This window comes from Vibrio furnissii CIP 102972, assembly GCF_000176175.1.
GTDB classification, from domain to species: Bacteria; Pseudomonadota; Gammaproteobacteria; order Enterobacterales; family Vibrionaceae; genus Vibrio; species Vibrio furnissii.
The window spans coordinates 180,043-195,625 of record NZ_ACZP01000020.1 but is presented as its reverse complement, the minus strand read 5'-3'; the positions used below and the strand labels follow the sequence as shown (position 1 = coordinate 195,625).

Sequence of the window (15,583 nt, the reverse complement as noted above, 5' to 3'; positions counted from 1 at the left end):
GTCACTGCGAAGTGACCGTTTTTTACATCAGGCTTATGCCCAACCCGCCGGGTTACGTTTACGACGAGGGATAATGTGTGGCAGAACCAAGCCAAATAGCAGGCCGCCCCCTGCAACACCACCACCGTACATGAAGTATTTCAGCAGCAGGTCTTCTTTTTGCGTGTCTAGCTTGGCGCGCAGCTCACGCACTTCGCTTTGTGAGGCGGTCAGCTGTTTGCTGATGTCGCTGTAGTTCTTTTCTAGCTCAGCAATCTGTTTGTTACGCACTTCCAGAGAGTCAACCAGACCGGCCTTTTCGCTGTCGGCATTTTGACGAGCATTCGCCAGCTTGCTCTTCACGTCAGTCAGTTCTTTTTCCAGTTGCGGCAGGCGCACCGCCATGCTCACATCGCGTGTTACGAAACGGCTCTCTACCCAACCGGTGCGGCCACGTTCGTCGACGATCTGAGTGTAATCTGTCTCTTTGTTTGTGTTGATGAGTTTCACTTTCTCACCCGCATCAATACTGCCAATAATGCGATATTGGTTACTCGGGCCTGAGTGCATGTAAGTAAACAATTTGTCCGCAATATAGCGGTCTTGTGCAAACGTTGGTGCAGCCAACATGGAGAATAGCACCATGCAGATCAGTTTTTTCACGGTAAATCCCTTGTTATGACGAGTTTGGCATGAAAAGCCATTGTGTTTGATTGCCAAATAGTAAGAACTTTCCACATGCGGTGCAACAAAGAAGGGAGGCAAAGCCTCCCTTTCTGTGCGTTTGAGTCAATAATGACAAAGCGCTTACATACGACTGACGTGGCGGTTTATGCGAAAACAGCCTGAATTGCGTAGAAGAAGACCACAGCCAGCAATGCACCTGCAGGCAGAGTCACAATCCATGACGCCACGATATTACGCACGACGCCCAGGTTCAATGCCGCGATACCACGTGCAAAACCGACACCCAGAACCGCACCAACCAGTGTTTGTGTGGTTGAGATAGGCAGGCCAGTTCCTGAAGCGAGAACAACGGTTGAAGCAGTCGCTAGCTGAGCGGCAAAGCCACGGCTTGGTGTCAGCTCGGTGATACCGGTACCGATGGTTGCCATCACTTTGTGACCCAGTGTAGCGAGACCCACCACGATGCCCAGACCACCCATTGGTAGAATCCACCATGCGATAGAACTTTTCGCAGTCACTTCACCCAGATGGCTTACAGTCGATACAACTGCAGATAGGGGACCAATCGCGTTGGCGACGTCGTTTGAACCATGCGCAAATGCCATTGCACACGCGGTGATCACCATCAGAATACTAAAGATGCTTTCGACGCCACTGTAGCTGCGGTCTTCATCGCGGTTCGCGAATTTTTTCTGAATGTACAGGTAGCCACCCACCATCACGATGGTAGAAATGATCGCAGCGCACACCCAAGCTTCAGAGCTAGAGAGGTGCAGACCCACGTGTTTAAGACCTTTCTTGATGGTTACCAGTGCAATCACCATGGTGGTGATGAACATGTAGACAGGGACGAAGCGTTTCGCGTTGAATAGCGGGTCTTCGGTATCAAAAATCAGGCGTTGTGCGCTGACGAAGATGATGTAAGCAAAGATACCAGAGATTACCGGTGTCACAATCCAACTGCCCACGATGCCTTGAACTGACCCCCAGTCCACCGCTTCTGTACCCACAGAAACACAAGCAAAACCGATGATGGCACCAATGATAGAGTGCGTGGTTGACACGGGCCAGCCCATGTAAGATGCGAGAAGAAGCCAAGTACCCGCTGCCAGCAGTGCTGACATCATGCCGTAGACTAGAACGTCGGGTTGGCTCGCAAAAAGAGATGTTTCGATAACACCGTTACGGATGGTTTCGGTAACTTCGCCGCCCGCCAGATAGGCGCCCGCAAATTCAAAGATCATCGCGATGATGATCGCTTGTTTCACGGTCAGTGCTTTAGAACCAACGGAGGTGCCCATTGCATTGGCCACGTCGTTCGCGCCAATACCAATTGCCATGAGAAAACCGAAGATCGCAGCAACAATAATCAGGATAGTACCGTAGTTCGTAAGGATATCCATCGTAATACCTAGTTGTTTATAACAAGCGGAGCGTATTCGAATCGTGCTTTTTTTGACACGAGAAAAGCCCATCAGCGAGGAAAATATTCAACGCCTAATCCGTGGTCTTTTCGAAAAATAGTGCTCTTAGTTATTTGGTTAACTTTAATGATTTAAGAACGAGACAGCATGACTTCCAGACGAGCACCAACGCGCTGTGCCTGGTCGGCAATACCACCTACCCACTCAAAAATTTTGTATAAGAACATCACATCGATTGGGTTCATGGTAGATTCAATCGCCATCAGTTGTTGGCGCAGGCGAATCTGCATGGCATCGGTGTCATCTTCAATCACATCCAGTTGATGGATCATCTCAGCCACAAGTGTTACTTCACGGCCTTTAAATCCAGTTTCCAATAACTCATCGAGCTCATTGATGACTTTCTGTGCTTGGTTTGCTGCATCGAGACAACGTTTAATATAAGCAAGGAAGTTTTCTTGAAGAGGCTCAGGAATAACGAGTTGACGACCGTAAACACGGCCAGCGATGTCTTTCGCAAGGTTGGCAAGTTTATCTTGTTGAGTCAGAAGTTCGAGCATGTCGGTACGATCAACTGGCAAAAACAAACCGCGAGGAAGTTTTAGACGAATTTCACGCTTTAACACATCAGCTTCTTTCTCAAGATGAGAAATTTGTGCGCGAATTTCTGCTGCTTTTTCCCAATCACCTTTGGCACAAACTTCAAAGAAGTTGATGAGGTGAGAGCAACATTCATTGACACACACAACGTGTCGTTGCAAAGGCTTAATAGGGGACTTTGCAAATAACCCCATGATTGTATTTACTGGCATGGTCATTCAACCTAATTGCTATAACCTAAAAAGAACATAAACCATTCTATGGTGAAATGTTGAGCGTTGGCTATAAAGGCGCGCATGTTAACCCATTCAATGGCGCATTTAAACTGTTTTAGATCATCAAACTGCCGATATTTCTTTCTTGCCCCGGTGTCTATTAGGCAATATCCTGTCGCTATCTGCTTCGAAAGGTATGGCTATGGAAACCGAGATAGAACTGAAGTTTTTTGTTTCTCCTGAATTTTCAGAAGTTTTACTGAAAAAAATTTCTGAAACCAAAGTACTTCAGCATAGTTGTCGTGAGTTAGGAAATACCTACTTTGATTCTCCCGACAACTGGTTACGCCAACATGACATCGGACTTCGTATCCGCCGTTTTGATGACGTGTTTGTTCAAACCGTGAAAACGGCGGGGCGCGTGGTCGCAGGCTTGCACCAAAGACCGGAGTACAACGCAGAACATCATTGTAATGAACCGGATTTGTCGCTGCACCCTGCAGACATTTGGCCGGCGGAGCGTGATGTGGCGACCCTGCAATCGGAATTGGTTGCACTATTCTCGACGAACTTTAACCGTGAGCAATGGTTGATTGGCATGCCGGATGGTAGCCAAATCGAAGTGGCTTTCGACCAAGGTGTGGTGGTCGCAGGTGACCGAGAAGCGCCGATTTGTGAAGTGGAATTGGAGCTGAAATCCGGTCAGACCGATGCGCTATTTACGCTCGCGCGCCAATTGTGTGAACAGGGCGGCATGCGTTTAGGCAACATGAGTAAAGCGGCGCGCGGGTATCGCTTGGCGGCGGACTATCAAGGAGATGAAGTGGCACCGTTGGCCCTGGTGAATACGCAGAGCCAAGATACGGTGGAATCGTGCTTTATTAACTCGTTGGAGCATGCGCTGTCGCATTGGCATCACCATGAGCAAATTTACACCGAGCGTGATTCGATTCCTGCCTTGCATGAAATCAGTCATGCCATCAGTTTTATTCGTCAGGTGTTGGCCGTGTACGGTGGGGTGGTGCCGCGTCGCGCCAGTGCCATTCTACGCCAAGAGCTGAAATGGCTTGAAGGCGAACTGACGTGGCTTAAGCAATACGATTACCTAAATGAATTGCTTGAAGACAAAGGGTACGCGCTGCGTAAACTGGATGCACGTAAATTCCTGATCAGCGAACTGAAGCAACTGCAAGATGCTTTGCCGCAGCGTGAGGAGATGCTAAAACTGCTCAACTCGGCTCGCTATACCGGATTGCTGCTGGATCTCAGTCGCTGGATTTTAACGCGTGGCTGGCAGCCGTTCTTGGATGACAAAGCGCGCGAGAAAATGGCGCTCAACATTCATCATTTTGCGGTGAAACAACTGAGCCGCGCGTGGGCCGAGTTGCAAGAGGTCTTCCCGCCGGATCGCCAGTTGACTTGTCAGGAATACATCGACCAGCAGTATCGTTTGATGCGCAGCCTATATACCGGCATCAGCTTTGCCAGCCTGTTCGACCCAGAAGAGCGCCAAGCGTTTCGTCTGCCATTAGCGGACTTGCTGCACGGCATTGATGACTTACTGACGCTCAAACCCGTGGAAGCCATGGTGGAGCGTTTGGAAAGCGACGAGCAAGAGCAGCTCAAACGTTGGTTGATCCGTCAGGAGAACTCCATCCTGCACGCGATGGAACAGACGCGGATTATCAGTCTGGAAACCTCGCCTTACTGGCGTGAATAATCACTCACACTCGATTGAAAGGGATGCTTAGGCATCCCTTTTGTTTACCCGCGCTTGACGGTCCCGATCGACGCGTTCTTCCAACTCTTTCAATCGCAAAATGATCTCGTGTTGCTGGGTCACCATTTGCTTGATCAAGCGTTCCTGATTTTCCGAGCGCGCCGTTTGGCTATGATCCGGTGAAGAGAGGAACGAGGCGATCAAACCAGAAATCATACCGAACATCCCCACACCGCACACGATCATCACCGACGCAACAATTTTACCGGCCAAGGTCACTGGATAATGATCGCCATAGCCCACGGTCGAGATCGTCACCAGTGCCCACCACAAGGCTTCCCCTCCATCAGTGATGTTGGCGTTGGGAGCTTGGGTTTCAAAGAACAGCATCATGCTCGATCCCAGCGTCAGCAACACCACCAATAGCAGTAGAATGGTCGCCAAAGTGGTTTCTCGGCGGTTGGCCAACAATTGGCGGAGCACCATGCGCCCGGATCGGATCACCAAGATCACGCGCAAAATGTGAAAGATGCGGGCAAAACGCAACGGCTCGATGGCCGGAATGCTGGCCAAAATATCGATCCAATGGCGTTTCAGAAATTGCACGCGATCTGTGGCGCGGATCAAATCTATGCTGAGTTGCAGGATAAAAATGCTACAGATGACAAAATCAAGGCCGATAAGAACCTGTCGCGTTTCATGTTCAACCGGGACAAACAACAAGCCTGAGATCACAAATAGCGCCATGAATGACAGGATCAGCGACAATAAGCTCATTGGCCGGGTTTCATCTTTGATATCATCGTTTTTCATACGAAGCTCGAAATAAATAAGTTTGCCGCTTGCCTGAAAGTGGCAATCAATCATGAATGTTTTCAATATAAAAGACTTAATGGAGAACTGACAATGGCGAGGATGGTTTTTAAACCGTGGGAGCGTGTGATCACGGACATTCGGCTGGTTCCAAAAATGATCCTGTTAATGGTCTTCAGTACCGCGTTGATCATTGGCAAACAGTTGTCAGATGCCAGCACATTCTATGACTCGCTCTTGGCGGCGACACAAAGCGTTGAGGTGGCACAAAAGCATTACGATGCGTATCTGATGCAGGTGGTGTGGCAAACTGGGTTGATGATTGTGGTGTTTGTGGTGCTGCTGCTGTTTGCCGCGCGCATTATGCTGCGTCAGACGCAATACCTCAGTGATGCGATCAATCAAATGGCAAGTCGCGATCTGTCTGAGCCGATCGGCATGGCATGTAAAGACGAGTACGGCGACGTGGCGCGCGAATTGGAAAAGACCCGTTTGCAACTGCAAGAGCTGATCAAAACGCAAGTCAACGCCTCGCAAGAGCTGACAGCGTTGACCGAAGTCATGACCATGAGCATGTCGGAAACCAAAGAATCGGCGCAAGAAGAGTTCCAAGAGATTGACCAACTGGCGACGGCGATGAGCGAAATGTCGTCTACCGTTCAAACGGTGGCCGAGCATGCACAAAATGCCTCCTCGCTCACAGAAAATGCGTCGCACCAAGCCAGCACAGGACAGCGTTTTGTGAAACAGACCATCGGCAAGATGAGTGAGCTGTCGAAAGACATTTCCGCATCGGCAGGTGCGGTGAATCAGGTTGAAGAGCGCGTGGTGGCGATCGGCAGCGTGGTCGGCACCATTCAAGGCATCTCTGAACAAACCAACTTATTGGCTCTGAATGCCGCGATTGAAGCAGCGCGCGCGGGCGAAGCGGGTCGCGGTTTTGCGGTGGTGGCCGATGAAGTGCGTAACCTTGCGCAGCGCACGCAACACGCGACGGTGGAAATTCAAGACATGATTTCTCACCTGCAAGCGAGCGCCAACTCCGCGGTCGATCTGATGGAAAAAAGCGTGGTGGAAGCCGCCGATGGCGTGGAACTGGTCACCAATGCCGGCCGCGAATTGGATGGTATCGTCCAACAAGTGCAGCAAATTAACGACATGAATTTCCAAATCGCGACGGCGGCCAGCCAACAAACCAGCGTCGCGGAAGAGATGAACCAGAATCTGACCAATGTGCGTGAGCTGGTGGAAGCATCGGTCACGGTGGTCAGTGAATTGCTGGAAACCTCCGAAATCATGCAAAGCAATGCGGAAGAGTTGGATCGTAAAATTACCGTGTTTAAAGTCTGATTGTTCCACACGATGAAAGAACGCCCACAATTGATTTGTGGGCGTTTTTTATTGGTTCAAGTCTGTTATAACTACACTATTCGTAGAGACAAGGATGCATCATGTCATTGCCGCCAAAACTTGAGGCTCATGCCGACCATCAGTATCAACTGCTTCTTGAGCAACAGCCGGTGATTGCCGACTGGGACAGCGACTATCAACAGCAACTCAAAACCGTGCTCGGCTTTAGCCAATTTGTCAGCGACGTCTTGCAGCGTGACGCAGGGTTGTGTCGTGAACTACCGGCGATGCTGGCGAGCACGCAGCGCAGTGAGCATTATCGTCAACATCTCAATGTCCTCCTCAGCGAGTGCCAGGATGAAACGCAAGGCCAGCGTGTGTTGCGCCAGTTTCGCAACCGCGAAATGGTGTGCATTGCGTGGCGTGATTTTCTCGCCAGCTGGACTTTAGATGAGAGCCTCGAGCACCTGTCGCAACTGGCGGAAGCGCTGATTTTTGAAACCTATCAATGGCAGTATCACATCTGTTGCCAAGAGTGGGGCACGCCGTGCAACGCCGAAGGGCAAGCACAACCCATGTTGATCATTGGGATGGGCAAGCTCGGTGGCGGGGAACTGAACTTCTCTTCCGATATCGACCTGATCTTCACCTATCCCGAAAATGGCGAAACGCAGGGTACACGCCGTTCCATCGCCAACGCGCAATTCTTTACCCGTTTGGGCCAGCGCATCATCAAGATGTTGGATCAACACACCTTTGATGGCTTCTGCTATCGCGTCGACATGCGTTTGCGTCCGTTTGGCGAAAGTGGACCATTGGTGATGAGCTACGCGGCGCTGGAGGATTACTATCAAGAACAAGGGCGTGACTGGGAACGTTACGCGATGATCAAAGGGCGCGTGATGGGGCGGGAAATGTACTCGCAGTATCAAGAGCTGCGCCAGATGCTGCGTCCGTTTGTGTTTCGCCGTTACATCGACTTTAGTGCGATTCAATCGTTGCGCCGCATGAAATCGATGATCAGCAGCGAAGTGCGTCGCCGCGGCTTGAGTAACAACATCAAGCTCGGCGCAGGTGGCATTCGTGAAATTGAATTTATCGCGCAAGTGTTCCAGTTGATTCGGGGCGGCCGTGAGCCTGCGCTGCGTCAGCGTGGTCTCTTGGAAACGCTGCAGGCGATTGGCGAGCTGGCTCTGCTCACAGAGCAAGAAGTTGCGGCGCTCACCGAGGCCTATCGCTTCCTGCGCCGATTGGAAAACCTGCTGCAAGCCTTGGCTGATAAGCAAACCCAGACGTTACCTGACAAAGCGGACGATCAACTGCGTTTGGCGGTGGCGATGAATTTTGCCTCTTGGCAGGCGCTGTTGGATGACGTACAGGCACACATGGGACGCGTTCATGCGGTGTTTGCCAATCTCATCGGCGATGAAGGGGATGAGGAAGACGATGCGATTGCGGCGCACTTTCATGAGCTGTGGGACATGGCGCACAAGCGCGACGTGATTGAACACGTGATTGAACATGATTTGGCACGTGCGCAAAGCGAGGCGATGGCGACCACCGTCATTCAGTTTAAAGATGATTTGGCCAAGCGCACCATTGGCCCGCGAGGGCGAGACGTGCTCAATCGTCTGATGCCTAAAGTGTATCAAGCCATCTTTGCCCATCCGGATGCCGAATTTGGTCTCTCGCGCGTGTTATCGCTGTTGCACAGCATTGCCACACGCACCACGTACTTGGAACTGCTGGACGAACATCCTGCGGCGCTGACGCAACTGGTACGTTTGTGTACTGCCAGCCCGATGATTTCCGAGCAACTGGCGCGCTACCCGATTTTGCTTGATGAGCTGATCGACCCACATCATCTGTACAATCCAATTGCGTTGGATGGGTACAAAACCGAGCTGCGTGATTTTCTGGCCCGTATTCCGGAAGATGACATGGAGCAGCAGATGGAAGGGCTGCGTCAGTTTAAACAGATTTGTATTTTGAAAATTGCCGCTGCCGACATTGCGGGCGTACTCCCGGTGATGAAAGTGAGCGATCACTTAACCTATCTTGCCGAAGCGATTGTGGAAGCGGTAATCCATCAGGCGTGGCTGCAAGTCAGTGCCAAATACGGTGAACCCACCCACCTTCACGACCGCGCTGGGAAAGGCTTTGCGGTGGTCGGCTATGGCAAAGTGGGCGGTTGGGAACTGGGCTATAACTCGGATCTCGACATCGTGTTTATTCACGACTGCCCGGTCGATGCCAATACCGATGGCGTGAAAGAGATCGACGGTCGTCAGTTTTACTTGCGCTTGGCGCAGCGCGTGATCCATATTTTCTCCACTCGCACCGCGTCTGGCATTTTGTATGATGTGGACACTCGCTTGCGTCCGTCCGGCGCATCCGGTTTATTGGTCAGCCCGATTGATGCGTTTGAAGCGTATCAACGTGAAGATGCATGGACTTGGGAACATCAAGCGCTGGTGCGGGCGCGCGTCATTTACGGCGATGAACCGCTGCAACAGGCGTTTCTTGCCACGCGTCACGCCATTTTGTCGTTGCCGCGTGATGAGGACCAGCTCAAGAAAGAGGTGGTCGAGATGCGTCAGAAAATGCGCGAACACCTCGGGGGCAAAAAAGCTGGCCGCTTCATGCTCAAGCAAGATGTGGGCGGCATTACCGACATTGAATTTTTGGCGCAGTACCTGGTGCTACGCTACAGTCATGACAAACCTAAGCTGACGCGTTGGTCAGATAACGTGAGAATTTTTGAATCATTGCTCACGCAAGGTGTCATGGAAGAAGAACAGGCGATGGCGCTGACGAATGCTTACACCAGCATGCGAAACCAGATCCATCACCGCAACCTACTCAATCAGGACGCGGACGTCAGTGAGACGAAATTCGTGACGGAGCGTGAGCAGGTGAAACGCGTTTGGCAACAGTGGTTGGGCTGATGCTTTAGCCACAAAAAGGGCTGTGATACACTCCGCCCAGTCATAAATATTGGAGATCCATAATGAAACCAATCCTACCTGACTACAGCAATGCTGGGGTTTTGATTATTGGCGATGTGATGCTTGACCGTTATTGGTATGGACCAACGGGTCGCATCTCGCCAGAAGCTCCGGTGCCTGTGGTAAAAGTAGAGCAGAACGAAGAGCGTCCGGGCGGTGCAGCGAACGTTGCGATGAACATTGCCTCTCTCGGCGGTCAGGCGCATATCATTGGTTTAACTGGGATGGATGAACCGGCTCAGGTTTTGTCAGACAAGCTCACGTCGTTAAATGTGACGTGCGATTTTGTCGCACTGCCTGATTACCCAACCATCACGAAGCTGCGCGTCTTAAGCCGTGGCCAGCAACTGATTCGTCTCGATTTTGAAGACAAATTTGAAAACACCGATCCACAACTCATTCTGTCGCGCATGGCACAGGCGTTGCCACAGGTGAAAGCGGTGATTCTGTCCGATTACGCCAAAGGCGCATTGGAACACGTACAACAGTTCATTCAAACCGCGCGTGCGGCGGGTGTACCGGTGTTTATCGATCCGAAAGGTGCTGATTTTGAACGCTACCGCGGTGCGACCTTGCTGACGCCAAACATGTCTGAATTTGAACAGGTCGTGGGCAAAGTTAAAACCAATGAAGAGTTGGTGGCCAAAGGCGAGGCCCTGATCGAACAGTTTGATCTGGAAGCCCTGTTGGTGACTCGCAGCGAAAACGGCATGACCTTGCTGCGTCGTGGTATGGATCCGTTCCATCTGCCAACACAAGCCAAAGAAGTGTACGACGTGACCGGCGCAGGCGATACCGTGATTTCGGTACTGGCCGCATCAGTTTCTGCGGGCAAAGCGTTGGATGAAGCGTGCGCTTTGGCCAATGCTGCTGCGGGTGTCGTGGTCGGTAAACTGGGGACTTCAACCGTGTCAACCATCGAACTGGCAGAAGCGATTCATGGCAGCAAAGATACCGATTTTGGCGTGATTGATGAAGCATCACTGATTGAAGCGGTGAAAAAAGCGCAAGCACGCGGTGAGAAAGTGGTGATGACCAACGGGTGTTTCGACATTCTGCATGCGGGCCATGTTTCTTACCTCAATCATGCAGCTGAGCTGGGCGATCGTTTGATTGTCGCAGTCAACACGGATGAGTCGGTGAAGCGTCTGAAAGGCCCCGGTCGTCCGGTGAACCCAACGGAGCGTCGCATGGCGGTATTGGCCGGTTTGGGCGCGGTGGATTGGGTGGTGCCTTTTGCTGAAGATACGCCACAACGTTTGATCGCTGAAGTTTTACCGGATTTGCTGGTGAAAGGCGGCGATTACAAACCGGAAGAGATTGCGGGTGGCAAAGAAGTGATTGCGGCGGGTGGCAAGGTGCAAGTGCTGAACTTTGAAGACGGCTGCTCAACCACAGAAATTATCGAAGCAATCAAAGGTGGCCGTGGTTAATCCCAACGCTGCATGATGCATCGACAATAAAAAGGGCTCACGAGGTGAGCCCTTTTTACGAGAACTGACCGCCACACAGTGTGTGACGAACAGGCACTTTATTTCTTCATGGCTTTCAGGCCAGCGTTGACATCCACGATGTCTTGCTCGCTGAGTGTGCCCACCGCTTGACGCAGTTGCAGCACGCTGATGATGTAGTTGTAACGTGCATCAGACAGGTTTTTCTTCACGCTGTACAGTGTACGCGTTGCGTCAAGAACGTCAACGATGGTACGAGTACCTACATCAAAACCTGCTTCAGTGGCATCCAACGCAGACTGCGCAGAAATCACCGATTGCTCATACGCACGCACTGAACCGATCGACGCGTTGATGTTGTTGTTGTACGCACGGACGTTTTTCACCACGCTGCGGTATGCCGCTTCCAGATCTTGGCTGGCTGCGACATACGCGTATTCCGCTTGTTTGGTTTGAGACGACACATTACCACCGCTGTAGAGTGGAATCGTCAGGTTCAGACCAATGTTGAAGTCGTTATTTTCGTGGTAAGTGTTGTAGCTGCTGTAGTTGTCGTTGTATTCACGACCGTAGTTGTAGCCACCATCCAGTGTTAGTGAAGGTAAGTGACCCGAGCTTGCCAGCGAGATGTTGTCTTTCGCAACATCTTGCGAGATGCGTGCAGACAACAGAGACAAGTTTTTCTCTTGTGCTTTCTCAATCAGCGCTTCCATGGAATCGGCGGTGCGGCTGGTGGAGAAACGGTTGGTGTCGAGCACACTCAGGTTGGTGTGTTCTTGACCAGTGATTTCACGCAATGACTCGTAGCTGTTGATCAGGGCGTTTTCGGCCAGCACTTCATCAGCCAGCACGGTATCGTATTGTGCTTGTGCATCATGAACGTCAGTGATGGCAGACAAGCCCACTTCAAAACGTTGTTTGGTTTGCTCGAGTTGGCGGCCAACGGCGGCTTTTTCCGCACGAACAAATTCCAAGTTATCTTGCGCGCTCAACACGTCAAAGTAGGCTTGCGCCACGCGCAACATCAGGCTTTGCTGAGTGTTGGCGTATTGGGCGTCAGCTTGACGGGCTTGTTTCTCAGACGTGTCCAGAGAAACCCAGCTTGAACGGTCATACAATTCTTGCGAGAAGTTGATGCCTGCGCTCAGTTTGTCGCTATCGCGAAGATCAACATCACTACGGTTAATGTTGTAACCCGCAGTCAAATTGATTTGTGGCAAAAGAGAGCTGCGGCTTGAGTTGATCGCTTCAAACGCTGCGTCACGTTGTGCCGCTGCACTCAGCAGTTGAGGATCGTTTTGTTTTGCTTGATCGTAAATTTGTGCAAGGTCATCTGCAGATGCTTGAGCACTTAGGCTGCCTAGTGTTGCACTAATTAGTAGTGGAAGCAGTTTTTTCATTAGTCCTATTCCTGCCTGAATATGAAAGGAGTTACGCTTTCGAGAGTGTAACTCAAATTGATGGTATTTCACTCGAAACTTTGCACTTTTTTACACTTAGCTGTCCATTTGTGCAATAAAAATCGTATATTAACTTAAATATAAATGTAACTTTTGTATAAAAAGTTGAGCAAGGTCCTTGGAAGTAACAAAAATTCATGAGTAAACTATAAGATTCACTGAGAGAGGTTTCTAATGCAGCAGTCTGAACGGTCGCCAGGAGCATTTACTCCGAATGATGTTGAAATTGTCTCGACCGAGACATTGTTTCAAGGATTTTTCCGAATGGTGAAGTATCGGTTTAAGCATCGATTATTTCAAGGCGGGTGGAGTCAGACAATTGAACGAGAAATGTTTGAGCGCGGTCATGCCGCCGCAGTCTTGCCTTATGATCCCATTCGAGATCAGGTGGTGATGATCGAACAGATTCGAGTGGGCGCATTAGAACATGAACATCCTTGGCAGTTGGAAATTGTCGCCGGCATCATCGATCGCGATGAAACGGCAGAACAAGTCGTTCGCCGTGAAGCGGAAGAAGAAGCTGGGATCTCGGTCAAACGAACCGAGAAAATAACCGCCTATTATCCTTCTTCCGGGGGATGTTCTGAAAAACTCGATGTCTACGTAGGAGAAGTGGATGCTTCCCTCGCTCATGGTGTCCATGGTTTGGACGATGAAGGGGAAGATATTCAAGTTCACGTCATGTCACGGCAGGACGCGTATCAATGCGTGAAAGATGGACGAATCGAGAATGGTGCCTCGATAATCGCACTCCAATGGTTGGAGCTAAACCACGAGAATTTACGATCACAATGGCAGCAATGACAGCATTAAAAAAAACGTATCATGTTGATTTACCTGAACTGATGCGGACTTATGAAACCAACTACGCCAAGTTGAACGCTTTGTTGCCCGCGCAACCGAGTGTCGGTGACGTGCGTTGTTATCAAGCTGCACATTTAACGTATCAGCTACAAGTGCTGGAAGTCACAAAGTACACAACTTTGGTGGAGATTTGTCAAAGTGATGATATTTCGATATTTCCATTACCAACCATGTCTGTCAGGCTATATCACGATGCGCGTGTTGCAGAAGTACTGACCACTGATCAGCTTAACCGGGTATTGGCACGTTACGATTACCCGAATGAGAAAATGGTGCAAAAGGACGAGAAGGCACAAATCAATCGTTTTCTGGGAGACTGGCTGACATTTTGCCTGAAAAGAGGCATTAGCCGCGCCCCCATTCACATCAATCAATAGCATTAGGTTTATAGATTTTGAACGTGTCGTCCAGTTTAGAGAATTCCGACAGCATCAAATTAGTGCAAATCACGGACACGCATCTGTTCGCGCCCGATGATGGGAGCCTGCTGAGCGTCAACACCGCAGACAGCTTTCTCGCAGTGGTCGAAGCGATTTCGGCGCAACGATTGGAATTTGATGCCATTTTGGCGACCGGCGATATTTCGCAGGATCACACGGCGGAGTCCTATCACCGTTTTGCCCAAGGCATTCAACCGTTAGAGAAAACGTGTTTCTGGTTGCCCGGTAACCACGATTACAAACCCAACATGGGCAGTGTGCTGCCGTCTGAGCAGATTCATGCGCCTGACCACGTCCTGTTGGGTGAGCATTGGCAAATGATTTTGCTGGATTCGCAAGTCGTGGGCGTTCCCCACGGCCGATTGAGCGATCAGCAATTGGCCCTACTGGAAGCGCAATTGTCGGCACATCCGACGCGTTATACTTTGGTGTTGTTGCATCATCATCCGTTGCTGGTGGGTAGTGCTTGGCTTGACCAACACACGCTCAAAGACAGCGAGGCATTCTGGGCCATCGTTGAACGCCATCAGAACGTCAAAGCGGTATTGTGTGGGCACGTGCATCAGGATATGGATCGCATGCACCACGGCGTGCGCGTCATGGCGACGCCTTCCACCTGCGTGCAATTCAAACCCAATTCGGATGACTTTGCGCTCGACAAATGTTCGCCCGGTTGGCGTGAGTTAGCGTTGCATGCCGATGGTCGAGTGACCACACAGGTCAAACGCTTAGCCAAAGGTCAATTTCAACCCGATTTCACCTCCAGCGGATATTAATATGTCGAATCTCCCATCGCTACTGCTCTACATTCACGGTTTCAACAGTTCACCTCTGTCGCACAAAGCGCAAGTGATGCAGCAGTACTGCGCGGCGAACCGCCCGGATATCAAGGTCGTGGTGCCCAAGTTGCCTTCGTTTCCGAAACAAGCCGCGGCATATCTGGTCGATGTGGTGAACCAGTACAAAGATGATTATCAGATTGGCTTGGTTGGCAGCTCGCTCGGTGGGTATTTGTCGACGTGGCTCAATCACCAATTTGGGTTTCGCGCCGTGCTGGTGAATCCGGCCGTGAAACCGTACGAATTATTAGCCAATTTTTTGGGTGAACAACAAAACCCTTACACGCAGGAACGTTATGTTCTGGCGGCTGAGCATATTGATGAATTAAAAGCGTTGGATACCCCGACGTTGCGTGCACCACAAGACTTCTGGTTGCTGCAACAAACCGGCGACGAAGTGCTAGATTATCGCCAAGCGGTAGACAAGTATCGTCACGCCCGTCAAACGATTGAAGAGGGCGGCGATCACAGTTTTGTCGATTTTGAACGGTATCCGGCCCAAATCATTCATTTCTTAAATCTCTGACCTTTTCATTGAGGGAAGAGTCATAATTTTGCTTGTTACTTACTGATGTCGCTTGACATCAGCGAGCCTCTTCCAGACTATGTTTCTCTTGGACTTTCCTCGTTTATGGCGCCGGAAAAAGCGGCAAAGCGCCTGCTAATTCATCAAAAATCAAGCGTTCATAAACGAGTCGTAAAGTTACGAATCATTTATCGATAAAAGCATTCC

The 15,583-nt window shown here is 50.6% G+C and carries 13 protein-coding genes; 8 read left to right on the top strand and 5 right to left on the bottom strand.

Annotation, left to right across the window (positions count from 1 at the left end):
- Window positions 1-33: 33 nt before the first annotated feature.
- The 3 genes from VFA_RS21325 to VFA_RS21315 all read right to left on the bottom strand — a co-directional run bounded on the left by VFA_RS21325 (window position 34) and on the right by VFA_RS21315 (window position 2,902).
- Window positions 34-642 (bottom strand): TIGR04211 family SH3 domain-containing protein, encoded by a 609-nt coding sequence (locus VFA_RS21325; protein ID WP_038152710.1) that lies wholly within the window; start codon window positions 640-642, stop codon window positions 34-36.
- 167 nt (window positions 643-809) lie between these two features.
- A complete protein-coding gene (locus tag VFA_RS21320; RefSeq protein WP_004729118.1) occupies window positions 810-2,069 on the bottom strand; it encodes an inorganic phosphate transporter in 1,260 nt (419 codons plus the stop codon).
- Window positions 2,070-2,221: 152 nt separating this feature from the next.
- Window positions 2,222-2,902: a TIGR00153 family protein gene (locus VFA_RS21315; RefSeq protein WP_038152709.1), complete on the bottom strand. Its 681-nt coding sequence runs from the start codon at window positions 2,900-2,902 to the stop codon at window positions 2,222-2,224.
- A gap of 205 nt (window positions 2,903-3,107) precedes the next feature.
- Between VFA_RS21315 and VFA_RS21310 the strand changes: the two genes are divergently transcribed.
- A complete protein-coding gene (locus tag VFA_RS21310) occupies window positions 3,108-4,625 on the top strand; it encodes a CYTH and CHAD domain-containing protein (protein ID WP_004729115.1) in 1,518 nt (505 codons plus the stop codon).
- Between the two features lie 27 nt (window positions 4,626-4,652).
- Here VFA_RS21310 and VFA_RS21305 read toward each other — a convergent pair whose 3' ends face one another.
- Window positions 4,653-5,438 (bottom strand): potassium channel family protein, encoded by a 786-nt coding sequence (locus VFA_RS21305; protein WP_038152707.1) that lies wholly within the window; start codon window positions 5,436-5,438, stop codon window positions 4,653-4,655.
- 93 nt (window positions 5,439-5,531) lie between these two features.
- Here VFA_RS21305 and VFA_RS21300 point away from each other — a divergent pair, with 93 nt between their 5' ends.
- From VFA_RS21300 to hldE, 3 genes are all read left to right on the top strand, one after another.
- Window positions 5,532-6,788, top strand: coding sequence for a methyl-accepting chemotaxis protein (locus VFA_RS21300; RefSeq protein WP_014204449.1), 1,257 nt, complete (start codon window positions 5,532-5,534; stop codon window positions 6,786-6,788).
- A 101-nt stretch (window positions 6,789-6,889) separates the two neighbouring features.
- Complete coding sequence (gene glnE / locus VFA_RS21295) at window positions 6,890-9,736, top strand: bifunctional [glutamate--ammonia ligase]-adenylyl-L-tyrosine phosphorylase/[glutamate--ammonia-ligase] adenylyltransferase (protein ID WP_004729109.1); 2,847 nt, start codon at window positions 6,890-6,892, stop codon at window positions 9,734-9,736.
- A gap of 62 nt (window positions 9,737-9,798) precedes the next feature.
- Window positions 9,799-11,229: a bifunctional D-glycero-beta-D-manno-heptose-7-phosphate kinase/D-glycero-beta-D-manno-heptose 1-phosphate adenylyltransferase HldE gene (hldE, locus tag VFA_RS21290; RefSeq protein WP_004729107.1), complete on the top strand. Its 1,431-nt coding sequence runs from the start codon at window positions 9,799-9,801 to the stop codon at window positions 11,227-11,229.
- A gap of 98 nt (window positions 11,230-11,327) precedes the next feature.
- Here hldE and tolC read toward each other — a convergent pair whose 3' ends face one another.
- Window positions 11,328-12,647 (bottom strand): outer membrane channel protein TolC, encoded by a 1,320-nt coding sequence (gene tolC / locus VFA_RS21285; RefSeq protein WP_004729105.1) that lies wholly within the window; start codon window positions 12,645-12,647, stop codon window positions 11,328-11,330.
- 234 nt (window positions 12,648-12,881) lie between these two features.
- Here tolC and nudF point away from each other — a divergent pair, with 234 nt between their 5' ends.
- Genes nudF through yqiA form a run of 4 tightly spaced genes read left to right on the top strand, consistent with a single transcriptional unit; the run spans window position 12,882 to window position 15,376 of the window.
- On the top strand, window positions 12,882-13,511 hold the full coding sequence (gene nudF / locus VFA_RS21280) for an ADP-ribose diphosphatase (RefSeq protein WP_038152695.1): 630 nt from the start codon (window positions 12,882-12,884) through the stop codon (window positions 13,509-13,511).
- Complete coding sequence (locus tag VFA_RS21275; RefSeq protein WP_038152693.1) at window positions 13,499-13,948, top strand: DUF1249 family protein; 450 nt, start codon at window positions 13,499-13,501, stop codon at window positions 13,946-13,948. The genes nudF and VFA_RS21275 overlap by 13 nt, the downstream gene beginning before the upstream one ends.
- Before the next feature lie 17 nt (window positions 13,949-13,965).
- Window positions 13,966-14,787 (top strand): 3',5'-cyclic-AMP phosphodiesterase, encoded by an 822-nt coding sequence (gene cpdA / locus VFA_RS21270; RefSeq protein ID WP_004729099.1) that lies wholly within the window; start codon window positions 13,966-13,968, stop codon window positions 14,785-14,787.
- Window position 14,788: 1 nt separating this feature from the next.
- A complete protein-coding gene (gene yqiA, locus VFA_RS21265; RefSeq protein WP_004729098.1) occupies window positions 14,789-15,376 on the top strand; it encodes an esterase YqiA in 588 nt (195 codons plus the stop codon).
- The last annotated feature ends 207 nt before the right edge of the window (window positions 15,377-15,583 follow it).

What these genes read in the sequence shown, in the direction of transcription:
- VFA_RS21305 (WP_038152707.1), bottom strand. Translation starts at nt 5,438, where the DNA reads ATGAAAAACGATGATATCAAAGATGAAACCCGGCCAATGAGCTTATTG.
- VFA_RS21275 (WP_038152693.1), top strand. Translation starts at nt 13,499, where the DNA reads ATGGCAGCAATGACAGCATTAAAAAAAACGTATCATGTTGATTTACCT.
- VFA_RS21310 (WP_004729115.1), top strand. Translation starts at nt 3,108, where the DNA reads ATGGAAACCGAGATAGAACTGAAGTTTTTTGTTTCTCCTGAATTTTCA.
- VFA_RS21315 (WP_038152709.1), bottom strand. Translation starts at nt 2,902, where the DNA reads ATGCCAGTAAATACAATCATGGGGTTATTTGCAAAGTCCCCTATTAAG.
- yqiA (WP_004729098.1), top strand. Translation starts at nt 14,789, where the DNA reads ATGTCGAATCTCCCATCGCTACTGCTCTACATTCACGGTTTCAACAGT.
- VFA_RS21300 (WP_014204449.1), top strand. Translation starts at nt 5,532, where the DNA reads ATGGCGAGGATGGTTTTTAAACCGTGGGAGCGTGTGATCACGGACATT.
- glnE (WP_004729109.1), top strand. Translation starts at nt 6,890, where the DNA reads ATGTCATTGCCGCCAAAACTTGAGGCTCATGCCGACCATCAGTATCAA.
- nudF (WP_038152695.1), top strand. Translation starts at nt 12,882, where the DNA reads ATGCAGCAGTCTGAACGGTCGCCAGGAGCATTTACTCCGAATGATGTT.
- VFA_RS21320 (WP_004729118.1), bottom strand. Translation starts at nt 2,069, where the DNA reads ATGGATATCCTTACGAACTACGGTACTATCCTGATTATTGTTGCTGCG.
- tolC (WP_004729105.1), bottom strand. Translation starts at nt 12,647, where the DNA reads ATGAAAAAACTGCTTCCACTACTAATTAGTGCAACACTAGGCAGCCTA.
- hldE (WP_004729107.1), top strand. Translation starts at nt 9,799, where the DNA reads ATGAAACCAATCCTACCTGACTACAGCAATGCTGGGGTTTTGATTATT.